The organism is Pseudomonas sp. 58(2021), from assembly GCF_017491585.1.
GTDB lineage: Bacteria > Pseudomonadota > Gammaproteobacteria > Pseudomonadales > Pseudomonadaceae > Aquipseudomonas > Aquipseudomonas fluorescens_BT.
The window spans coordinates 271655-293624 of record NZ_JAFGYZ010000002.1 but is presented as its reverse complement, the minus strand read 5'-3'; the positions used below and the strand labels follow the sequence as shown (position 1 = coordinate 293624).

Below are 21970 nucleotides of genomic sequence, written 5' to 3'. Positions count from 1 at the left end.
AGACCTGTGCCACCGGTTGTGGCAATGCCGCGTAGAATGCCTTTCTGAATCAATTCTTGAGGTCGCAGTGGTGGATTTACAGCAGGGCTTCGTCCTGACCCGGCATTGGCGCGACACCCCGGCCGGCACCGAAGTCGAGTTCTGGCTGGCGACCGAAGCCGGGCCACGCCGTGTGCGCCTGCCGCATCAGCCGTCGGTGGCGTTCATCCCGGCGGCGCAGCGTGAGCAGGCCGAGCGGGTGCTGGCGGATGAAAAGAACGTCGAACTGCGCCCCCTGGCCCTCCAGGATTTCGAACATCGCCCGGTGCTCGGGCTGTATTGCCAGCAACACGGTCAGTTGATGCGTCTGGAAACGGCGCTCAACCGTCACAGTGTCGATGTCTTCGAAGCCGATGTGCGACCGCCCGAGCGCTACCTGATGGAGCGTTTCATCACCGCGCCGGTGTGGTTCAGCGGCACGCCCGATGCCGACGGCGTGCTGCTCGACGCCCACCTCAAGCCTGCGCCCGACTATCGACCGCAACTGCGACTGGTCTCGCTGGACATCGAAACCACCGAGCAGGGCGAGTTGTATTCCATTGCGCTGGAAGGCTGCGGTGAACGTCAGGTGTACATGCTCGGCACGCCAAACGGCGATGACAGCCTTGTCGATTTCGACCTTGAGTACTGCGAATCGCGCACCTTGATCCTGAAGAAGCTCAACGAATGGTTCGCCCGCCATGACCCTGACGCGATCATCGGCTGGAACCTCGTGCAGTTCGATCTGCGCATCCTCCACGAACACGCCCGACGCCTCGGCGTGCCGCTCAAGCTCGGGCGCGGCGGTGAGGAAATGCAGTGGCGCGAACACGGCAGCCGCAATCATTACTTCGCGGCAGCGGCAGGAAGGCTGATCATCGATGGCATCGAATCCCTGCGTTCGGCGACCTGGAGCTTCCCCTCGTTCAGCCTGGAAAACGTCGCCCAGACCTTGCTCGGCGAGGGCAAGTCCATCGACAACCCGTACCAGCGCATGGACGAAATCAACCGTATGTTCGCCGAGGACAAACCGGCGCTGGCCAAGTACAACCTCAAGGACTGCGAACTGGTCACGCGGATTTTCGCCAAGACCGAGTTGCTGAAGTTTCTACTGGAGCGTGCCAGCGTCACCGGTCTGCCGGCGGATCGCAGCGGCGGTTCGGTGGCGGCGTTCACTCATTTGTACATGCCGTTGATGCACCGTCAGGGTTTTGTGGCGCCGAACCTTGGCACCAATCCACCGCAGGCCAGCCCCGGCGGGTTTGTCATGGACTCGCAGCCGGGGCTGTATGAGTCGGTGCTGGTGCTCGACTACAAGAGCCTTTATCCGTCGATCATTCGCACCTTCCTGATTGATCCGGTGGGGTTGATTGAAGGCTTGCAGCATCCTGACGACAGCGACTCGGTGCCGGGCTTTCGCGGTGCGCGGTTTTCCCGCACGCGGCATTGCCTGCCGTCCATCGTCGCCCGGGTCGCCGAGGGTCGCGAGACTGCCAAGCGCGAACACAATGCGCCGTTGTCCCAGGCGCTGAAGATCATCATGAACGCCTTTTACGGCGTGCTCGGTTCCAGCGGTTGCCGGTTCTTCGATACGCGGCTGGCATCGTCGATCACCCTGCGTGGCCACGAAATCATGCTGCGCACCCGTCAGCTGATCGAGGCCCAGGGCCACGCGGTGATCTATGGCGACACCGACTCGACGTTCGTCTGGCTGCGTCGCCCCCACGGTCAGGAAGAGGCGGCGACCATCGGCCGGGCGCTGGTTGCGCACGTCAACGACTGGTGGCGCGAGCATGTACGCGAGCAGTACGGGCTGGAAAGCGCCCTCGAATTGCAGTTCGAAACCCACTACAAACGCTTCCTGATGCCGACCATTCGCGGCGCCGAGGAGGGCAGCAAAAAGCGCTACGCCGGCTTGGTGACCCGCCCCGACGGCAGCGAAGAAATGGTCTACAAAGGCCTGGAAACCGTGCGCACCGACTGGTCGCTGCTGGCCCGGCAATTCCAGCAGGAACTGTACGAACGGATCTTCCAGCGCAAGCCGTATCAGGATTACGTGCGCGAGTACGTGCGCAAGACCCTGGCCGGCGAGTTCGACGAGCGACTGGTCTACCGCAAGCGCCTGCGCCGCACTCTCGACGACTATGAGCGTAACGTTCCGCCGCATGTGCGTGCGGCGCGTCTGGCGGACGATTACAACGCGCAGCATGGCCGCCCGCGGCAATACCAGAACGGCGGCTGGATCAGCTACGTCATCACCCTGGCCGGGCCCGAACCGCTGGAAGTGCGTCGCGCCGCCATCGACTACGACCACTACATCACCCGCCAGCTGCAACCGGTGGCGGATGCGATCCTGCCGTTTGTCGACGACGATTTCTCAACCCTGATCGGGGGGCAACTGGGCCTGTTTTGAGTCCAGCAGTTGCAGGGTCCATTCGTCTTGAATGCCGTGGAAGTAACGCTCCAGCGCCTGATGCCAGAGGCTGTCGTCGTCGGCGAACTGGGCGAACAGGGTCATCGATGAGTGGAATTTCAGGTCGTCCGGATGGCCGAAAATCTCGGCAATCGAACGCTGCTGCACGTTCAGCACCAGCTGCGTGCAGGTCCGCAGACGGGCGCCGAGCAACGGGTGGTCGAGGTAGGCTCGGGTTTCCGGGGCCGAGTTGATCGCGAACCGCCGCGACATCTCGCTGCCACCCAGCCCGGCGAACTGCGGGAATACGAACCACATCCAGTGGCTGCGCTGCGGCCCTCGCCGAGTTCGCGCTGGACCCGATCAAACACCGGGTCCTGGGCGAGCACGAAGCGTTGCAGATCGTACGGGTCTTCCTGATCAGTGCTTCTCATGGCGAAGCCCTCTGTCAGTCGGCGGTGGCTCAGACCATGGCCAGCCGCTGCTTGCGTTGTGGCGCGTGAAACGCCTGGTCCAGCGCCGCCAGATCCCCAGCCTCGAGTTGCAGCTGCGCCGCTTGTGCATTGAGCTGCACGTGTTCCGGGCGCACGGCCTTGGGAATCGCAATCACCCCATCCTGACGCAGAATCCACGCCAGCGAAACCTGTGCCGGGGTCACGCCGTGACGAGCGGCAATCTGTTTCAGCACCGGCTCGACAAGCATCGCCCCGCCCTGGCCGATCGGGCAGTACGCCATCAGCGGCATGCGCTGCTGTTGGCACCACGGCAGCAGGTCGAATTCGATGCCGCGTTCTTCCAGGTTGTACAGCACCTGATTGGTCGCGCAGGCGGAATTCGACAGTTCCTCAAGATCGCCGACGTCGAAGTTTGACACGCCCCAGCGGCCGATCTTGCCGTCCTCGCGCAGGCGCTCGAAGGCCTCGACGGTTTCTTCCAGCGGATACTGGCCGCGCCAATGCAGCAGATAGAGATCGATGTAATCGGTGTCGAGTCGGCGCAGACTGCGCTCGCAGGCCTGGGGAATGCCTTTGCGGCTGGCGTTGTGCGGGTAGACCTTGCTCACCAGGAACACTTGATCGCGCAGGCCGGCAATGGCTTCGCCGACCACGCTTTCGGCACCGCCCTCGGCGTACATTTCGGCGGTGTCGATCAGGGTCATGCCCAGTTCGATGCCGCTGCGCAGGGCCGCGACTTCACGCTTGTGCGCCGAGCGGTCTTCGCCCATGCGCCAGGTGCCCTGGCCAATCACCGGCACCTGCACGCCAGCCAATTCGAGGGTACGCATTCCAACCTCCTATCTGAAAACGGTCGATACCTAGAGTGGGCAGCAGGATAGCCCACGGGTTCCAAATGAGGTGTGTCGGCTAGTGAGCGGGAGTTTGGGAAGTGCGCAAGAAGTTGCGCAGTTATACGTAATAAAACCATGGTCAAAAACGCTACAGTCCTTGCCGATCAAGGTCTCCAGCCAAGTGCGCAAGAAGTTGCACAGCACTGCGCAACTTCTTGCGCACTTTTCGACGGAATCAGTGGGAATTTTCGCCGCATCTGCGAAGAAAACTTACCAAACCCCCGGTTTATAAGGGTTTGAAAAAGTTGGCATGCTAATTGATGGCCGTTGGCCGCCTCTTGGGTGATATCACCTATCGGCGCACCCAATGATTCAGCAAGGAGAGCATCCCATGGCAACACCCGCGTACATGTCGGTTACCGGCGAAAAACAAGGCCTGATCACTGCCGGCGCCTTCACCGCCGACTCCGTTGGCAACACCTATCAGGAAGGCCACGAAGACCAGGTCATGGTTCAGGCGTTCACCCACGACGTGATCATCCCGCGTGACCCGCAATCCGGTCAGCCAACCGGTCAGCGCGTGCACAAGCCAGTTGTGATCACCAAGGTCTACGACAAGGCTTCGCCGCTGCTGCAAGCAGCTCTGACTTCCGGCGAGCGCATGAGCGAAATCGTCATCCAGTGGTACCGCACCTCGGCGCAAGGCACCCAGGAGCACTACTACACCACCAAACTGGAAGACGCGATCATCGTCGCCATCAACAACAAAATGCACAACTGCCAGGACCCGGCGAACGCCCACTTCACTCATCTGGAAGAAGTGCAGTTCACCTACCGCAAAATCACCTGGACCCACGAAGTCTCCGGTACTTCGGGTTCCGATGACTGGCGTGCTCCGGTCGTTTAATCGCGACTGATGGTTGTATCGCCTCGGCCGGTTTCGCCGGTCGAGGCACCTTCACTACTCAAAGAATTTTTGCCGCCCGATCCTTATCGATCTGGCGGCATCGCAGCACTGTGCGAGGGACAAGGGAATGTTCTCACCGGCCAACCAGCCCCATTTCAATCTGACCATCGATGGCGCGGACAGCGACTTTCAGGTGCTGTCGTTCACCGGTCGAGAAGCCCTCAACACACCCTTCGAATTCGAGCTGGAACTGGTCAGTGAAAAGGCCTCGATCAACCTCGAAAGCCTGCTGCACAAACTGGCGTTTCTGCAGCTGTCGCCGAGCGGCACCGGGATTCACGGGCTGATCTACAGCATCGCCCAGGGCGAGGCGGGCAAGCGCCTGACCCGCTACAGGATCTCGCTGCGCCCGCAGCTTTCCTACCTCGCACACCGCTTCAATCAGCGCATCTTCCAGCAGATGACGGTGCAGCAGATCATCAGTCAGGTGCTGGAAGAACACGGCATTCTGGCCAGCGACTACCACTTCCAGCTGAGCGCGGTGTATCCCGAGCGCGTCTACTGCACGCAGTACGATGAGAGCGACCTGCATTTCGTCCAGCGCCTGTGCGAGGAGGAGGGGATTCACTACCACTTCCAGCACACGTCCAGCGGCCACAAACTGACCTTCGGCGATGACCAGACGGTGTTCCCGAAACTCGCGCCGGTGGCCTATCAGCAGGACTCCGGGCTGGTGGCGGACCAGCCGGTGGTCAAGCGTTTCGGCCTGCGCCTGGCCACCCGCACCAGCCGCACCACGCGGCGCGATTACGACTTCGTCAAACCGAAGATCGAGCTGGAGAGCGACGCCAAGAGCAGCGCCCAGCCGGACCTGGAAGACTACGATTACCCGGGCCGTTTCGTGGACCGTGAGCGTGGCAAGCACCTGGCCAACCGCAACCTCGAACGCCATCGCAGCGACTATCGCCTGGCCGAGGGCAACAGCGACCAGCCGATTCTGGTCACCGGGCATTTTCTGGCCCTGACCGACCACGCCAACCCGACGTGGAACGACCTGTGGCTGCTCACGGAAATCTTCCACGAAGGCAAACAGCCGCAAGTGCTGGAAGAGTCGGTGACCAGCGACACCACCGACCACAAGGACGACTTCCATCAGGGCTATCGCAACCGTTTCAACGCGATCCCGTGGGACGTGCCGTACCGCCCGCCGCTGGATCACCCGAAACCCAAAGTCCTCGGTTCGCAAAGCGCCGTGGTCACCGGTCCCGAAGGCGAAGAAATTTTCTGCGACCAGTACGGCCGGGTGAAGGTGCAGTTCTTCTGGGACCGCGATGGCCAGCACGACGACAAGACCACCTGCTGGATGCGCGTGGCCTCCAGCTGGGCGGCGGAAACCTTTGGCTCGATCAACATTCCGCGGGTCGGCATGGAAGTGCTGATCACCTTCCTCGAAGGCGATCCCGACCAGCCGCTGATCACCGGTTGCCTGTACCACGGCGCCAACCTGCCGCCGTACAAGTTGCCGGACTTCAAGACCCTGGCCACGGTCAAGAGCAAGGAATACAAGGGCAGCCGCGCCAACGAACTGCGCATCGACGACACCACCAGCGAGATCAGCATCGCGCTGCGCAGCGATCACGGCGCGAGCGCGATCAACCTGGGTTACCTGACCCATCCGCGTCCAAGCGGCGGTCAGCCTCGGGGTGAAGGTTTTGAGTTAAGAACCGACCGCCACGGCGCCGTGCGTGCTGGCGCCGGTCTGTTGATCACCACCGAACCGCGCCCGAACGAATCCAAACACCACAAGGACCTGCCGGAAACCGCCGAGCGCCTGGCCACCGCCAGCGATCAACAGGACGGTTTCGCCACGCAGGCCAAGGAACTTCAAGCCCAGGAAGCCGGCGATCAGGACGACGTGGCCAAGGCCTTGCACGCGCAGCATCAGGGCGTGCTTGGCTCGGGACCGGCGAACCTCACCGCCAATGAATTTCCCGAGTTCACCGAGCCGCATCTGGTGTTGGCGAGCCCGGCCGGCATTGCCCTGACCACACCGCGCTCCAGCCACATCGCCACCGGCGAACACCTGGCGCTGAGCAGCACCGGCCACACCAGTTTTTCCATCGGCAAACGCCTGCTGGCCAGCGCCAGTCGCGGCATGCGCCTGTTCGTGCAGAGCATGGGCTGGCGTCTGGTGGCGGCGTCCGGCGACATCGACGTCAAGGCGCTCAAGGACAGCATCAACCTGCTGGCCAAACTCAACATCACCGCCAACGCCGACCGCATCACCATCACCGCCAAGACCGAACTGGTGATCCAGGGCGGCGGCAGCGCCACGACCTACAACGCCGGCGGCATCACCCACGCCACCAGCGGCCCGTACACCGCCCACGCGGCGAACTTCGCCTACACCGGGGCGAAATCCCTCGCCGGGGTGTTCCCGGAACCACCGAAACCGGGCAAGGGCAACCTCGAATTGTTCAACCAGTACGCCGGTCGCCAGGGCATCAAGGACGGCGATTACGAAGTCATCGATGCCTTGGGCAAGAGCATCAAGGGCAAGCTCGACGCCAAAGGTTTTGCCAGCGTCGCCGGCGCCGCACCGGGGCCAGCGCGGGTGCTGTTCGGCAAGGACCCGGCGGACACCTGGAGCGAAGGCAGCTACATCGGCAAGCCGGAATGGCCGTTGAATCCACCGGGGGCCGAAGACATTCCGAGCCAGGTGCAGGCGATGGTGGCGCAGGTGCTGCCAAGCAAGAACTGGGACATGTTGGAGAAGGGCAAGGAATTGGCACAGACAGGGATGGGAGCGGTGCAGACCGCACAAGGTGCGATGCAAACGGCGCAGCAGGTGAAAGGTGTGATGCAGGGCGGGGTGGCCGGACTGCCGAAACTGGCGAGTGCGGCGATGCCGAGTGCATCGGGGATCCTCGGGGCGGCGAGCAAGGCTGGCAAGTTGCCGAGTCTGCCGGCGCCGACGCTTCCAAAAACTTCCTTGAAAACCCCGGGCCTGCTGGCGGGTGAGATGCTGTCATGACCACTGAAAATGCTGTTGTAAAACGTGAACCTCAGGTTGCCATTGTTCCCCTGAATGCCATCGACATTCAGGATGTCGCCAGCGGTGCGGCGACCTTCGATGCCTGGCTTCAATCCGCCAGCGGCGGGGTGGTCACCCTCGACCGGATCAAGAACGTTGCCGGTTCCTTGCCGGTGGTCGGCAACATCATGGCGCTGGTCGATGCGCTGGGTGACATCGTCACGCTGTCGAACGCCAAGCAGCGCGACTTGCTCGCGTGGGCCAGCCTTGGCATCAACCTGATCGGTGTATTGCCGTTGCCACCAGCGATGGCAGCTGCACGGATGACCCTTCGTCCGACTCTGTTTCTGGTGCGCCAGGAGATGAGGGCCAGCAGCAAGTTGTTACTCAGCACTTCCGTGATCGAGGTGCTGGTCGGTCACCTGAACGCCTCGATAATCGGCACGCTGGATGATTTTGTTGAACAGGCCAAAGGCAAGTTGCCCGGTATTTTGGCGGACGCTGGCAAGCTGGGCGAAGACGTCGTTAACGAAATTGCCAAAGGCATCGAAGCGGTGGCGTTTGGCAATCTGGATGCCAAAGGTGATCTGAATGCAGCCAGCGCCCAGGCAAGCGCGGCGGCCGACCAATTCAAGAATGATCCGCTGGCATCTTTCAGCAATATTTTTGGGGCTGCCAACAGCGCGCTGAAGTCAGCAGGCAAAGGCCTGGCCAACAGCGTGGCGCAAAATCTCGTCCCTGATGACCTTAAAAAAACCGTTTCCGACGAAACCAAAAAACTGCGGGCGATGGGCCCGGAACTACGCACCCAATTGAGCAAGCTGGACGACGAGTCCGTTCAGAACTCCATCGGTTGGTTGCTGTTGATCCTTTCCAGCGCCGTGACGTTGTGGCGCAAGCGCAATGCCCATGGCCAGAACGCCGCCGTCCACCCGGAGAAGACCGGACAGGCGAAGCGTACGGCATCTGAGGGGCAGTTGGCCGCCCACGGCCAACAGGCACCGGCGAAAGGCGCGCCCAATCCAAAGAAAGGTCCCTGCGAATGCGCCACGGACTTCAGCATCAATTTCGCCTTGGGTTCGGAAAGTCTCAGCCATACCGATTTCAGCCTGCCCGGACCCTTTCCGATCGAGTGGACCCGCACTTACAACTCACGCCTCGACGCCTACGATCAGAGCGATCTCGGTGCGCGCTGGATCAACGAGTTCACCACACGTTTCGACTGCGTGGACGATGGCCTGACCTTCTACGGCGCCGACGGCCGCGATCACAGCTATCCGTTGCCCAAAGTCGGTCTGTTCCACTACGACGCCATCGAAAACATCACCCTCGTTCGTGCCAGCGAAGATCAGTTGCTGGTGTGTCACGGTTTCGAACGCAAGGAAACCTACGTCCGCCGTGGCCAGCGTTATGTACTGACCAACATTTCGCTGCGCAACGGCGCCGGGATCATGCTGCATTACGAGCATCGTCACGGCGAACAGTCGGTGCTTTCGGACCTGATCACCTATCAGGAAAACGACTTCACCAAAGTCCACCTGCACCTCGGCACGATGATCGACGATCACGGCCGGTTTATCGGCCTCTGGCAAATCGTTGACGGCGAACCGTTGCGACAACTTTGCGCCTACCAGTACGACACCTATGGCGACCTGGTTCAGGCTCAGGACGAGAACGGTGCAGTCTGGTCGTATCAGTTCCAGCATCACCTGATCACTCGCTACACCGACCGCACCGGGCGCGGCATGAACCTGCAGTGGGACGGTTCAAGCGCCAAGGCCAAAGCCATCCGCGAATGGGCGGACGACGGCAGCTTCGACACGCGCCTGGAGTGGGACGAAAACATCCGTCTGACCTACGTCACCGACGCCCTTGGCAACGAGACCTGGCACTACTACGACATCCTTGGCTACACCTACCGCATCCGTTACGCGGATGAGCGTTCGGAATGGTTCTTCCGCGACGAGGCCAAGAACATCGTTCGCCGCGTGAATGCCGACGGCAGCACCGATCGCTACAGCTACGATGAACGCAGCAACCTGCTCGAACACATCCGTGCCGATCACACGGTGATTCATTACGCCTACGACGATCAGGATTTGCTGATCAAGATCAGCGACGCCGAGGGTGGTCAGTGGCAACGCGCCTATGACGAACAAGGCAACCTGGTCGAAGCGCTCGATCCGCTGGGCAACAAAACCGAATACGCCTACAACAAATCCGGTCAGCCCACGGCGATCAAGGACGCCAACGGCAACGAAAAGACGTTGGACTACAACGACGCCGGGCAACTGGTCGAGTACGTCGACTGCTCAGGCAAGACCAGCACCTGGGAATACAACGAACTGGGGCAGATGATCTGCTTCACCGACGCCGCCGGTAACGCCACCGAATACGAATACAAGGCTGGCCAACTGGTGCTGATCAAGCACCCGGACAAGACTGAAGAGCGCTTCGAACGCGACGCCGAAGGCCGGCTGTTGACGCATGTCGACGGTCTCGATCGCTGCACCACCTGGAGCTATAGCGCGGCCGGTTTGATCGCCGAACGTGTCGATGCCGCCGAGCAAACCCTGCGCTATCGCTGGGACCGTCTCGGACGGCTAACGGCCCTGGAAAACGAAAACGAACAACGCGCTCACTTCCACTACGACCCGGTCGGTCGTCTGCTCGAAGAGCGCGGTTTCGATGGGCGCTGCACGCGTTATGAGTACGACCCACTCACCGGCCGCCTCGCCCAATCGATCAATGGCCAACGCATCATTTCGGTGAGCTTCGACCCGATGGGCCGCCTGACCGAGCGTCGCGCCACTCTGGGTGACCAATCGCAAAGCGAAACCTTTGCCTATGACGGCAACGGCAATATGGTGCTGGCCGACAACGCCGACAGCCGTCTGCAATGGTTCCACGACCCGGCCGGCAATCTGCTGCGCGAACACCAACATTACCTCGGACTGGAAAAGCCCACCGTCGCGATCTGGCAGCACGAGTACGACGTGCTCAACCAGCGTGTCGCCACCGTACGCCCCGACGGCCACCGCGTCAGTTGGCTCACTTACGGCAGCGGCCACCTGCTGGGCATGCGTCTGGATGAGCATGAACTGATCGGTTACGAACGCGACGACCTGCACCGCGAAATCGCCCGCCATCAAGGCAATCACCTGCTGCAAACTCAAAGCTGGGACCCGGCCGGACGCTTGCAGGAGCAACTGCTGGGGCGCAGCGATGACAAAAGCACTCTGCTCAAGCGCGAATACAAATACGACGCTGCCGGCCAACTGACTGACATCAACGACAGTCGTCGCGGCCCGCTCGCCTATCGTTACGATCCGGTCGGCCGACTGCTCAGCGCTGTGACGCGTCAAGGCGTTGAAACGTTCGCCTTCGACCCGGCCGGTAACCTGCTGGATGACAAGACCGCCGAAATCCGTCGTCCACTGGATCTGACGCCGCCGCGCAGAAAACTGGTCTACAACCTGCTGCGCGAATACGCCGGCACCCAATACGACTACGACGAACGCGGCAACCAGTTCCAGCGCTGGCACAACGGCCAACGCAGCGATATGCGTTGGGACCTGTTTGATCGACTGGTACATTTCGAAGATCCGCGCCTGTCCGTTGAATTCGCTTACGACGCACTGGGGCGCCGCCTGCACAAAAACTCCCGCGCGCACTACAAACAGCGCCCGGAAGCCGGTTCCCTCTGGAACAGAAACGAGCACGCCCGCAAACAGCGTGAACTGGGCTGCGGTTTTACGCTTTACGGTTGGGACGGCGACAATCTTGCGTGGGAAAGCAGTCTGGCGCAGGGCGATGGCGAGCCGGGACGCACGGTGCATTACGTCTTTGAACCGGGCACTTTTGTCCCGATCGCTCAAGCTGTGCGCCATGCGCCGATCAAGCTCATGGGGCAGCCGGATTACATCGGTGAATACAGCCTTGATGAAGACCCGGTGTGGAATCACAAGGCAATGGCATTGCCTTTTGATGCGCTGGCCTGGTACCAGTGCGATCACCTGGGAACACCGCAGGAACTGACGGATTCCCAAGGCAACATGGCTTGGACCGCGCAGTACAAGGCGTGGGGGCAGGTGACGGAGCAGCGCTCGGACTGGGCGCGGCAGCATGGCGTGATGAACCCGATCAGGTTCCAGGGGCAGTATCACGATCATGAGACGGGGCTGCATTACAACCGGTATCGGTACTATGATCCGGGGGTTGGGCGGTTCATAAGCAAAGATCCAATAAGTTATACCGGAGGCATTAACCTTTATGCCTATGCAGCGAATCCGGTTGAGTGGGTGGATCCATTGGGCCTTTGGGGCTCAAATCCGATAACAAAATATCGTCACAATGAGAACGGATCGCTGAAGAGCGTAACCGCGAAAATTCGACCGGAAGATTTGGGAACTGGGACAAATACCAACGCCAGTTCAAGGGGGTTTGCGCGTAACTTGGGCTGTAATACGGACGACGCTGGCCATGCCATCGGAAATCGACTGGGTGGAAGCGGTGGTAAGGGGAACATTTTTCCTCAAGCCCCTAGTGTTAACCGTGGTGAGTTCCGTGACTTTGAGGGAGATATTGCCGAAGCTGTTAAAGGCGGTAGTAACGTAATAGTACGTGTCACCCCTCAGTACGATGAAGGTGCCACTCGACCTCATTCTGTTTTGTACCAGGCGAGAGTTGACGGGAATACTGAAAGTCGGCTATTCCACAACCCTTGTTCGTGCGATTGTTGATAGGAGCGTTTTATGTCACCTAGTGAGCGATTACAAAATTTTCTTTCGCAGATGCATGAGTGGGAGGTGGGATTTCATGCCGAGAAGCGAAGCGACGCATATAAGACGGATTCGGGGTATCGGAATAAGGCGAATGAAGCAGCAAAATCAAGGTTGGAAGCGATATTCTCTGAAAATCTGAGTGTGAAAGCTTCAATTGCCCTTGGATCAGCAAGGCTCGATACATTAGGCACTGGACAGCCTCCGGAGTATGAACAGACCATTTTGACTGATACCGAAGAACAGCTAGATACGGTAACGAATATTCAGGCAGTCCGAAAAAAAGGGCTGAAACAACGTTATAGATACACCGTGATCGTTGAACGTGATGAACCAAAAATTGATGGGGTTAGCGTTTGGCGCGCTAGCAGTGAGACATGGGAACGTCGTCATGCGATTTAGCCCTAAACCGGTATCTGAAGAAAATTACCTGTGCACGAGTTGATGTAAGTTAGTGTTTGGGGAAAATAGAATATTCGGTTAGGGAGAGAACTAGCAAGGCAGATATTTATGTAGTTGAACGATTTTTTAATAAAGTTGACGGATTTATTTTTTTGCATCACTTATGCATTATATAAATCCGTCACCTTTAACACGGGGGACTCAATCTTTATGCTTATGCTCCTAACCCGACAGGCTGGATCGATCCGTTCGGGTTAACTCCATCGTGCTCTCGACGTACTCAGTTACCAGGAGACCAAACATTTCCTTCAAAGAGAGCGGCACGAAGGGCTGCGATGCGTTCGAAAAATATTCCTACGTCTCAAAGTTATAACTCTAGAACTATCAAGGATCCAGAGGGTACACGTAAAGGCATTCACCCTGGTGAGAGATATAAATTTGAAACCCTCACCACTGGCGGTCAGAAAGCGGGGGGTGAAACACCAATAGGTTCCGTAAAAATACACGACGCCGGGCACGAGTTTAAGGATAATGACACCTATGAACTCCCCCGCTACCACGGTGTCAGCGGAGAGCATTATTTATATGAGAATCAAAAGTCTAAAGGATGCCCACAATGAAAGCTGTAGTTGATGCCGGGTCTGTTCTTGCTTCGAAATCTGCAGGATTTCGCTTTGATAATTCATGCGACTCGATATGGTATCTGGCTACAGGCTATGATTATGGATTGATTTTTGATTACTTGGCTCCCATTTTTTTTCAGCATAGTATATATGCGGTGCTTGCTGCCGAGCTCGATTCCAGTAGCAGTATCGCGAAGAAACTAGGCCAGCATAAAAGAGCGTTTGGGAAGCTTGGCTTGGCCGCAGCGAACAAAAGAAGACACTTGGAGTTAGACTTGGATCTTGAGGGGAAACATTATTTTTGTGACCTCTCTGCCCTCTCTAGCAGCGAAGAAATAAAAAACCTTTTGGCTGCCACATACAAAGGGTGGAATGCATTAATATTTTTATCAGAGATAGGGCTGAATGAAAGTGATAAAAAAGAAATTCTCGGTGTAATCTCTGAGATGTATAGAGCCTCAGGAACAGATTTCTCTGAGGCCTCCTCATTAGAGTTATTTCATAAAATAACGGCAATGCTATTTTCAAAAAAGTGTACTGTCGTCATGCTAGGTGAAGATCTCTCTGATACTCGAGCAATACTAATCTCAGGCCATCCGGAACAGATAATCGAATTTTCAGAGCTCGCAAACACTTTGGTTCGAACCGACTCCAATCGGACTCCAACACAGTTAACACGGAATTTCACAATAAAAACCCCTTTCGCGAGAAGGCGTATGTTTGAGATGTAAATAACAATCGAATAAAGGGGGCGGATTTATTTTTGCAATGAGTTATGACTGCAAGCTGGTGTTCGACGACACCACATCAGCCAGCAAAGTAATGAAAAAAGTAGGGGGCAGCGGCGCATGCGTTCGCGTGCAACAGCCTGATGACCTCTACCTGAAAGATCAGTCTCTCAACAGCAGCGCTGATTATGACGCTCGATTGATCTATGGAAGTGAGAGCGCTCTGTGGCTTCAGGTCAATTTCAAGTCATTGAGCCTTTACCAAACCATGCTCTCGGCGTTGGGCGGCAGCGACTATAGATGTCTTGAAGATGGTGATGACGATAAAAAGGTACCGCTCAAGGAAGCATTTCGCATCAAGGGCAATGTTTGAAGAGCGGTTGAAGGCCTGCATCGTGCGTCAGTGCAAATAGACAGGCCATGGTCAAAGGAGTGACAACATGAAAGACGCCATTCGCTTGGGCGACTCCACCACTCACGGTGGCAAGGTCCTCGAAGCGTTCTCCCGGACCGACCTCAACGGTAAGCCGATTGCCGGGGTTGGTCACAAGGTCAGTTGCCCCCTGTGCAAGGGGATTTTCCCGATTGCCGAGGGCAGCAGCACCTACACCGTGGACGGTACACCAATCGCGCTCGACGGCATGAAAACCCCCTGTGGGGCGGCGCTGATTGTCAGCGGCCCAAAAGGGGCCGTAGTCAGCTGAGTCTCTAAATTTCGTTTAGGTTCACTTCAACGTCGCGTGTTTTACGTTTGAGATTTTTAACCAGGCTCAAACCAACGAACAGGCTTTCTGAGTACGAGTCCCTGCCCAGTGATTAAAAGTAGTCTGTCCCCTTTGAAAAAAAACTTGTTGTCATGGATAAGACCAGAACCTATCCGAATGGAGATGAGGAATTTCATGGCCACGTCCGCTGTTGGTGTGACTTGCACAATGATCAACAGTCAGCACTCAAAAAAGCCGGCATGGTAACTGGTAGGGGAAAAATTAAAAGGTGATAACCATGAGCAAAGAACACAGCAAAAAAGAGCTTGAAATCATGTTGCGATCTAATGATAGTGACGTGGTGATAGATGCCCTTCTTTATCTATGTTTCAACATAAACGATCCAGAGTGGATTCAGGCCAAATGCATTGAAGCAATAGAGGGTGCAGGGAATGACGACATCAAGGGGTTGGCTATAACTTGCATAGGGCATGTTGCACGCATCCACTCAGATATTGATAGGTCGTTGGTTGTCCCAATTTTACGTAGCAGACTCACAGACGACACTTTATCCGGTAGAGCCCAAGATGCTCTTGATGATATTGATATGTATGTCAAGTAGATCGGCGCAAGAGCACTTTGAAACAAGCGATGGGGCTGTTCATATTTGGATCGAGCAAGGTGCGTCCATTTAGATCAAGGCAAAAATAGTGCAGAACGATCCTGTTGAGTTGTCCGAATCGGAGGCATTAGAAATTGCGGACGTACTCCGAGATTTTGCAAGCCGTATTCAAGGTCTGCAACGACTGCACTATATAAATCTTTCTCCTTTAACGGTTACCTTTAACGCGAAAGCCCATGCAGAAGTCGAAGCGGTGCAGCATGATTATATAAATCTGTCACCTTTAATGTGTTGCCAATGGATCAATTCCTGCTCGTGGGCCTCAAAGGGACTTCACACGTGAAGAACGCGAGCAAATCAATGCATTTGGTACAACAGACGGATGCCACACTTGTGGTGCTACGGAGCCAGGTACGAAGAGTGGCAACTTCATTCCTGATCACCAAACGCCCAACGCGCTCAATGCGGAGGGTAATCCACAACGGTTGTATCCTCATTACAAGGCGTGCAGTTATAAACAGGCCGGTCAAGTTACTCAGGCAAAAAGGAGAGCATTGCTTCCATGAGTAAATTTAACTTTTCTACATGGCTATCCAGCTCAGGCGGTCCGCTGATAGTAATGGACGAATCTAGGGCAAAATTATGGACAGGGATCGACGGTCAGCCATCGGATTATGATCTTGCCTGTCAGGTAAACGATTATGCGGAAAAACTGACAGTCCACGATTCGCAGGTGATGGTTCTAGGTGATGAACCCCTGCAGACAGCGATAGCCACAGCAGATGGCTTGCAACTGATCGTGAGATGGAGGTGGGCTGAAAGTGAGACTGATGTTGAAGCTGAAGTCGAGAAAATTGATTTCGGCTCGATTTTGTACATCGAAAATCTGGTTGTCGAGTGGGCTGATAGAAAATTGGTGGTGTTTGATGCCGCCGACACGTTTGAGGCAGGCGCGTGCCTGACATTCCAGATTCAATCTCCGCGGAGCGAGGTGTTGACGTTCATATATGACCCAACGCCTGATACTTCTCTCTTGATTCATGTTATCAAGCCTCTTGCTTGATTTGGTGTTTCAATAAAGATGGAATAATGGGGGGCGGATTTATTTTTGCATCACTTTTGCACTATATAAATCTGTCACCTTTAACGAACATTACCTCGGACTGGAAAAGCCCACCGTTGCGATCTGGCAGCACGAGTACGACGTGCTCAATCAGCGTGTCGCCACCGTACGCCCCGACGGCCACCGCGTCAGTTGGCTCACTTACGGCAGCGGCCACCTGCTGGGCATGCGTCTGGATGAGCATGAACTGATCGGTTACGAACGCGACGACCTGCACCGCGAAATCGCCCGCCACCAAGGCAATCGCCTGCTGCAAACTCAAAGCTGGGACCCGGCCGGACGCTTGCAGGAGCAACTGCTGGGGCGCAGCGATGACAAAAGCACTCTGCTCAAGCGCGAATATAAATACGACGCTGCCGGCCAACTGACTGACATCAACGACAGTCGTCGCGGCCCGCTCGCCTATCGTTACGATCCGGTCGGCCGACTGCTCAGCGCTGTGACGCGTCAAGGCGTTGAAACGTTCGCCTTCGACCCGGCCGGTAACCTGCTGGATGACAAGACCGCCGAAATCCGTCGTCCACTGGATCTGACGCCGCCGCGCAGCAAACTGGTCGACAACCTGCTGCGCGAATACGCCGGCACCCACTACGACTACGACGAACGCGGCAACCAGATCCAGCGCTGGCACAACGGCCAACGCAGCGATATGCGTTGGGACCTGTTTGATCGACTGGTACATTTCGAAGATCCGCGCCTGTCCGTTGAATTCGCTTACGACGCACTGGGGCGCCGCCTGCACAAAAACTCCCGCGCGCACTACAAACAGCGCCCGGAAGCCGGTTCCCTCTGGAACAGAAACGAGCACGCCCGCAAACAGCGTGAACTGGGCTGCGGTTTTACGCTTTACGGTTGGGACGGCGACAATCTTGCGTGGGAAAGCAGTCTGGCGCAGGGCGATGGCGAACCGGGTCGCACGGTGCATTACATCTTTGAACCGGGCACTTTTGTACCCGTTGCACAGGCTGTACGACATGCGCCGATCAAGCTGATGGGGCTGCCGGATTACAGTGGTGAATACAGCCTTGATGAAGACCCAGTGTGGAATCACAAGGCAACGGCGTTACCGTTTGATGCGTTGGCCTGGTATCAATGTGATCACCTCGGTACACCGCAGGAACTGACGGATTCACAAGGCAATATGGCTTGGACCGCGCAGTACAAGGCGTGGGGGCAGGTGAAGGAACAGCGCTCGGACTGGGCGCGGCAGCATGGCGTGACGAACCCTATACGGTTCCAAGGGCAGTATCACGATCATGAGACGGGGCTGCATTACAATCGACACCGGTACTATGACCCAAGTGTTGGCCGTTTCATTAGCAAAGACCCGATCGGTTACATGGGAGGGCTAAATCTTTATGCATATGCACCAAATCCGACAGGCTGGGTCGATAGCCTTGGTTTGAGTGCAACATGCCCATGTGAATGTAATAAAGTACTTGAAGCTGAAGGTGTAGTGACAGGTCGCCATGGCGACCTTCGAAAAATAGGGGGGCTCCAAGACTCCCACCACATCTATCAGGATGCGTCGATGAATGGAATTTCAGGTTATAAATACAATGATGCGCCAGCGATAAGCCTTCAAGGAAGAAACCCAGACGGAACCACACGAGGAACTCCGCATTATAATGCTAATCGAGCCCAAGATAAGGCATCAACTGCCGGCCTGCTAGGAAGTGAGACTGTCGTAGCCTTCAAGTCGCTACGTGCTGCGGGACTTAGTCCGAAGGCAGCGAAGTGTGCGACACTCCAGGCTCGTGGCTACTTCACCGGTATTAAAGCCAACGCGGGTACCAGCACCGCAACACCTTCCAAGAGACGGAGTCGATAAATGAGTACACCCACCAATCACGAAGCTTATGCCAAGACCCAATTGCTCGTAGAGGCCATCGATCGACGTGACACGTCTACACTTGAGCAAGATTTTGGAATATCCAGCGCGGTTGCTGATGAGATTTTTGAGTGTATTGATGATTATTTCGCTAAAGGCACCAAGATATCCATCGCGCCTGAAGAAAAGGCTTTTGACTCAAGCAAGCAAGGCCGGCCTTACATTGATGTATATGAAACTAATGAAAAAGCGCTCGGCTTAGAATGTGTTCTTTTTGCTGATGGTGCACCTGGTGAAGCGATCCTTCACCTCGAGATTTCCGGAGTTAATGGGGGGCTGAGGGTTTATTACAAGTACATTGGTTCCTAATGGCTCGCAGAAATGCTAAAGTTATCGCGGTCATTGAATGCAATTGATTACTAATACACCGGTTTAGGAGAGTTGCCCTATGAAAGACGTTATCCGACTGGGCGACTCCACAACTCACGGTGGCAAAGTTCTTGAAGCATTCACCCAAGCCGACTTCAACGGCAAACCTATAGCTGGGGTGGGTCACAAGGTGAGTTGCCCTCTGTGTAAAGGGATTTTTCCAATCGCCGAGGGCAGCAGCACCTATACCGTCGATGGCACGCCAATCGCCTTGCACGGCATGAAAACCGTTTGTGGGGCCGCATTGATTGCTAGTGGTCCTAAAGGGACGGTTATCTGCTGAGTCTTGTGGGTGTGAACTATCCATTTTGAATCGCACTAATTTCGAAGGCTCTGATCGGCCGCACTTTGCCGATACTTCAATCAAGGCTGCTTACGACCCAGAGTGTGTAAAAACGCTTCGCCAAAACTGAAGTATGGGCATCTACGTTAAATCTGATATTTAACGGCACGTTAGAAGATGTGGATTTCTCGTAGAAGCGAGATTTTTAGTTCGGTTTTGAGTACCTGTCGCGCTCAAAAACAATTTTATACAGCTTTGGCCATTTGTAGTGGTTCCTCTGCACTATATGACTCTGTCACCTTTAACGCTTGGTGCTGGCCAAAAACGCCGACAGCCGCCTGCAATGGTTCCACGACCCGGCCGGCAATCTGCTGCGCGAACACCAACATTACCTCGGACTGGAAAAGCCCACCGTCGCGATCTGGCAGCACGAGTACGACGTGCTCAATCAACGTGTTGCCACCGTTCGCCCGGACGGTCACCGTGTCAGTTGGTTGACCTACGGTAGCGGCCACCTGCTGGGCATGCGTCTGGATGAGCATGAACTGATCGGCTACGAACGCGACGACCTGCACCGCGAAATCGCCCGCCACCAAGGCAATCGCCTGCTGCAAACTCAAAGCTGGGACCCGGCCGGTCGCTTGCAGGAACAACTGCTGGGGCGCAGCGATGACAAAAGCACTCTGCTCAAGCGCGAATATAAATACGACGCTGCCGGCCAACTGACTGACATCAATGACAGTCGTCGCGGCCCGCTCGCCTATCGTTACGATCCCGTCGGTCGACTGCTCAGCGCCGTGACGCGTCAAGGCGTTGAAACGTTCGCCTTCGACCCGGCCGGTAACCTGCTGGATGACAAGACCGCCGAAATCCGTCGTCCACTGGATCTGACGCCACCGCGCAGCAAACTGGTCGACAACCTGCTGCGCGAATACGCCGGCACCCACTACGATTATGACGAACGCGGTAACCAGATCCAGCGCTGGCACAACGGCCAACGCAGCGATCTGCGTTGGGACCTGTTTGATCGACTGGTGCATTTCGAGGACACGCGCCTGAGCGTGGATTTCGCCTACGACGCGTTGGGACGCCGCCTGCACAAGAACTCCCGCGCCCACTACAAACAGCGCCCGGAAGCCGGTTCCCTCTGGAACAGAAACGAGCACGCCCGCAAACAGCGCGAACTGGGCTGCGGTTTTACGCTTTATGGATGGGATGGCGACAACCTTGCGTGGGAAAGCAGTCTGGCGCAGGGCGATGGCGAACCGGGTCGCACGGTGCATTACGTCTTTGAACCGGGCACTTTTGTCCCTGTTGCACAGGCTGTACGGCATGCGCCGATCAACCTCATGGGGTTGCCGGATTACAGTGGTGAATACAGCCTTGATGAAGACCCGATGTGGAATCACAAGGCAACGGCATTACCGTTTGATGCGTTGGCCTGGTATCAGTGCGATCACTTGGGCACGCCGCAGGAACTGACGGACTCACAAGGCAACATGGCCTGGACCGCGCAGTACAAGGCGTGGGGGCAGGTGACCGAGCAGCGTTCGGACTGGGCGCGGCAGCATGGCGTGATGAACCCGATCAGGTTCCAGGGGCAGTATCACGATCATGAGACGGGGCTGCATTACAACAGGTATCGGTACTATGATCCGGCCACAGGGCGTTTTGTCAGTAAGGATCCTATTCGCTATGCCGGCGGTTTGAATTTTTATGCATATGCTCCAAATCCAGTAAATTGGATCGACCCGCTTGGATTAGCAAAGTCTGGTCGTTGGGAGCCTGTCGGCAATGGCCGCATTCGGATAGACCCACCGCATGTGGAAAATACGAATCAACAGGTTCACGCTCACTGCCAATGCAAGACAAGGAAGGCTGAAGTTGTGGTTAACAAGGATGGGTCTCAGAGCCATGGTACGCGGGGTAGCGTCTCTGAACTCACGCGGAAAGAAAAAGACTACCTTCGGGATAAAGGTTTCAATCTATGAAAACGCTGACTAAGTTCACCGTGCACGGGACCGCTGTCGGGAGTGATACGAGTATTCAGCTGGATGAGGTTTCGATTCTTGCTGATCCACAAACGATTAGAGAGCTTGGTGTTTTTCTTATTAATGCATCGTATGAGATGTCAACGAATGGACTTGAGCATATGCACCTTCAAGATATAGTTGAAGACTTCGACTATGACGCGAATGTGGACTTTATTGCACTTAATAGCGACATAGTTAAAACGTGACCGGATGCTGACGTGCCCCCGCTGATCGAACTTCCCGAAAGCCTGCGTCCACTGTTTCTCGCCGCAGGTTGGCCCACTACCGGCACCGAACCATTGCCCGGTTTCGTCCCACCTGAACACCCGGCCACGGCCCTGCTTGAACAGCTCGCCGGGCTGCGGGTGGGCACCTGTGGCGCAGGCGAGGAATGCGCTACCAGTGATGTCGCATTCGGCACCTTTGAACATCTGCATGGAAGCGAAGAGTTCCTTGAGTGGCAGCAACGCCTGGGCAGTACCTTGGTGAGCATCGCCGAAGTCCAGCACGGTCACGGCGCGCTGTTGATGGACGAGCGGGGTCGCTGCTACGTCTTGAGCCTTATCCATGACGAACTTTGGATGCAGGGACGTGACTTCATTCAGGCCATGGAAACCCTGATATTCGGGCGCAAGGCCGGAGAGTGAGGCGAGTTCCCATGACTTGGTGAGTGTAAAGAGTTCGTCTGTCTGTTGGTGCTGATACGATTTTGAGTGGGCAGCAGGCTAACCCTGGGGTTCAAAAAGCAAAA

Annotated in this window: 16 protein-coding genes and 3 pseudogenes; 17 read left to right on the top strand and 2 right to left on the bottom strand. The window is 56.6% G+C overall.

What is annotated here, in order from left to right:
• The first annotated feature begins 70 nt into the window (after positions 1-70).
• The gene (locus tag J5M72_RS03450; RefSeq protein WP_207864024.1) at positions 71-2431 is read left to right on the top strand and encodes a DNA polymerase II; all 2361 of its coding nucleotides are present in this window, start codon (positions 71-73) and stop codon (positions 2429-2431) included.
• Here J5M72_RS03450 and J5M72_RS03445 read toward each other — a convergent pair.
• Both J5M72_RS03445 and J5M72_RS03440 read right to left on the bottom strand, forming a co-directional pair.
• A pseudogene (locus tag J5M72_RS03445) lies at positions 2396-2865 on the bottom strand (DUF1810 domain-containing protein). The gene J5M72_RS03450 and the pseudogene J5M72_RS03445 sit on opposite strands and share 36 nt — an antisense overlap.
• A gap of 29 nt (positions 2866-2894) precedes the next feature.
• Positions 2895-3716 carry an aldo/keto reductase gene (locus J5M72_RS03440; RefSeq protein WP_169431051.1) on the bottom strand — a complete coding sequence of 274 codons (822 nt, stop codon included), beginning with the start codon at positions 3714-3716 and terminating at the stop codon, positions 2895-2897.
• A gap of 394 nt (positions 3717-4110) precedes the next feature.
• On the opposite strand from J5M72_RS03440, the gene J5M72_RS03435 reads away from it, so the two are divergent.
• The 16 genes and pseudogenes from J5M72_RS03435 to J5M72_RS03360 all read left to right on the top strand — a co-directional run bounded on the left by J5M72_RS03435 (position 4111) and on the right by J5M72_RS03360 (position 21866).
• Complete coding sequence (locus J5M72_RS03435) at positions 4111-4626, top strand: Hcp family type VI secretion system effector (RefSeq protein ID WP_169430015.1); 516 nt, start codon at positions 4111-4113, stop codon at positions 4624-4626.
• 127 nt (positions 4627-4753) lie between these two features.
• On the top strand, positions 4754-7660 hold the full coding sequence (tssI, locus tag J5M72_RS03430) for a type VI secretion system tip protein TssI/VgrG (RefSeq protein WP_207864023.1): 2907 nt from the start codon (positions 4754-4756) through the stop codon (positions 7658-7660).
• A complete protein-coding gene (locus J5M72_RS03425; protein ID WP_207864022.1) occupies positions 7657-12402 on the top strand; it encodes an RHS repeat-associated core domain-containing protein in 4746 nt (1581 codons plus the stop codon). Before tssI ends, J5M72_RS03425 begins: the two co-directional genes overlap by 4 nt.
• A 12-nt stretch (positions 12403-12414) precedes the next feature.
• Positions 12415-12843: an NTF2 fold immunity protein gene (locus J5M72_RS03420; protein ID WP_207864021.1), complete on the top strand. Its 429-nt coding sequence runs from the start codon at positions 12415-12417 to the stop codon at positions 12841-12843.
• 335 nt (positions 12844-13178) lie between these two features.
• A complete protein-coding gene (locus tag J5M72_RS03415; RefSeq protein WP_207864020.1) occupies positions 13179-13463 on the top strand; it encodes a hypothetical protein in 285 nt (94 codons plus the stop codon).
• Positions 13460-14197 (top strand): hypothetical protein, encoded by a 738-nt coding sequence (locus J5M72_RS03410; RefSeq protein ID WP_207864019.1) that lies wholly within the window; start codon positions 13460-13462, stop codon positions 14195-14197. The genes J5M72_RS03415 and J5M72_RS03410 overlap by 4 nt, the downstream gene beginning before the upstream one ends.
• Before the next feature lie 37 nt (positions 14198-14234).
• Entirely contained in the window at positions 14235-14567 is a 333-nt protein-coding gene (locus tag J5M72_RS03405; protein ID WP_207864018.1) for a hypothetical protein, read from the top strand.
• Positions 14568-14634: 67 nt separating this feature from the next.
• Positions 14635-14898: a PAAR domain-containing protein gene (locus J5M72_RS03400; RefSeq protein WP_207864017.1), complete on the top strand. Its 264-nt coding sequence runs from the start codon at positions 14635-14637 to the stop codon at positions 14896-14898.
• A gap of 298 nt (positions 14899-15196) precedes the next feature.
• On the top strand, positions 15197-15520 hold the full coding sequence (locus J5M72_RS03395; RefSeq protein ID WP_207864016.1) for a hypothetical protein: 324 nt from the start codon (positions 15197-15199) through the stop codon (positions 15518-15520).
• A gap of 562 nt (positions 15521-16082) precedes the next feature.
• A complete protein-coding gene (locus J5M72_RS03390) occupies positions 16083-16583 on the top strand; it encodes an Imm21 family immunity protein (RefSeq protein WP_207864015.1) in 501 nt (166 codons plus the stop codon).
• Positions 16584-16665: 82 nt separating this feature from the next.
• A pseudogene (locus J5M72_RS03385) lies at positions 16666-18474 on the top strand (RHS repeat-associated core domain-containing protein); the annotation flags it as partial.
• On the top strand, positions 18475-18843 hold the full coding sequence (locus tag J5M72_RS03380) for a hypothetical protein (RefSeq protein WP_169431049.1): 369 nt from the start codon (positions 18475-18477) through the stop codon (positions 18841-18843).
• A 79-nt stretch (positions 18844-18922) separates the two neighbouring features.
• A complete protein-coding gene (locus tag J5M72_RS03375) occupies positions 18923-19186 on the top strand; it encodes a PAAR domain-containing protein (RefSeq protein ID WP_169431048.1) in 264 nt (87 codons plus the stop codon).
• Positions 19187-19494: 308 nt separating this feature from the next.
• A pseudogene (locus tag J5M72_RS03370) lies at positions 19495-20955 on the top strand (RHS repeat-associated core domain-containing protein); the annotation flags it as partial.
• A 218-nt stretch (positions 20956-21173) separates the two neighbouring features.
• Positions 21174-21425: a hypothetical protein gene (locus J5M72_RS03365; protein WP_207864014.1), complete on the top strand. Its 252-nt coding sequence runs from the start codon at positions 21174-21176 to the stop codon at positions 21423-21425.
• A gap of 12 nt (positions 21426-21437) precedes the next feature.
• Positions 21438-21866: an SUKH-3 domain-containing protein gene (locus J5M72_RS03360; protein WP_207864013.1), complete on the top strand. Its 429-nt coding sequence runs from the start codon at positions 21438-21440 to the stop codon at positions 21864-21866.
• The last annotated feature ends 104 nt before the right edge of the window (positions 21867-21970 follow it).

Excerpts from the sequence above, each read along its gene's own strand:
- J5M72_RS03400 (WP_207864017.1), top strand. The coding sequence starts at position 14,635 with ATGAAAGACGCCATTCGCTTGGGCGACTCCACCACTCACGGTGGCAAG.
- J5M72_RS03380 (WP_169431049.1), top strand. The coding sequence starts at position 18,475 with ATGAGTACACCCACCAATCACGAAGCTTATGCCAAGACCCAATTGCTC.
- J5M72_RS03375 (WP_169431048.1), top strand. The coding sequence starts at position 18,923 with ATGAAAGACGTTATCCGACTGGGCGACTCCACAACTCACGGTGGCAAA.
- J5M72_RS03415 (WP_207864020.1), top strand. The coding sequence starts at position 13,179 with ATGCGTTCGAAAAATATTCCTACGTCTCAAAGTTATAACTCTAGAACT.
- J5M72_RS03425 (WP_207864022.1), top strand. The coding sequence starts at position 7,657 with ATGACCACTGAAAATGCTGTTGTAAAACGTGAACCTCAGGTTGCCATT.
- J5M72_RS03435 (WP_169430015.1), top strand. The coding sequence starts at position 4,111 with ATGGCAACACCCGCGTACATGTCGGTTACCGGCGAAAAACAAGGCCTG.
- J5M72_RS03420 (WP_207864021.1), top strand. The coding sequence starts at position 12,415 with ATGTCACCTAGTGAGCGATTACAAAATTTTCTTTCGCAGATGCATGAG.
- J5M72_RS03365 (WP_207864014.1), top strand. The coding sequence starts at position 21,174 with ATGAAAACGCTGACTAAGTTCACCGTGCACGGGACCGCTGTCGGGAGT.
- J5M72_RS03390 (WP_207864015.1), top strand. The coding sequence starts at position 16,083 with ATGAGTAAATTTAACTTTTCTACATGGCTATCCAGCTCAGGCGGTCCG.
- J5M72_RS03410 (WP_207864019.1), top strand. The coding sequence starts at position 13,460 with ATGAAAGCTGTAGTTGATGCCGGGTCTGTTCTTGCTTCGAAATCTGCA.
- J5M72_RS03405 (WP_207864018.1), top strand. The coding sequence starts at position 14,235 with ATGAGTTATGACTGCAAGCTGGTGTTCGACGACACCACATCAGCCAGC.
- J5M72_RS03440 (WP_169431051.1), bottom strand. The coding sequence starts at position 3,716 with ATGCGTACCCTCGAATTGGCTGGCGTGCAGGTGCCGGTGATTGGCCAG.
- J5M72_RS03395 (WP_207864016.1), top strand. The coding sequence starts at position 15,197 with ATGAGCAAAGAACACAGCAAAAAAGAGCTTGAAATCATGTTGCGATCT.
- tssI (WP_207864023.1), top strand. The coding sequence starts at position 4,754 with ATGTTCTCACCGGCCAACCAGCCCCATTTCAATCTGACCATCGATGGC.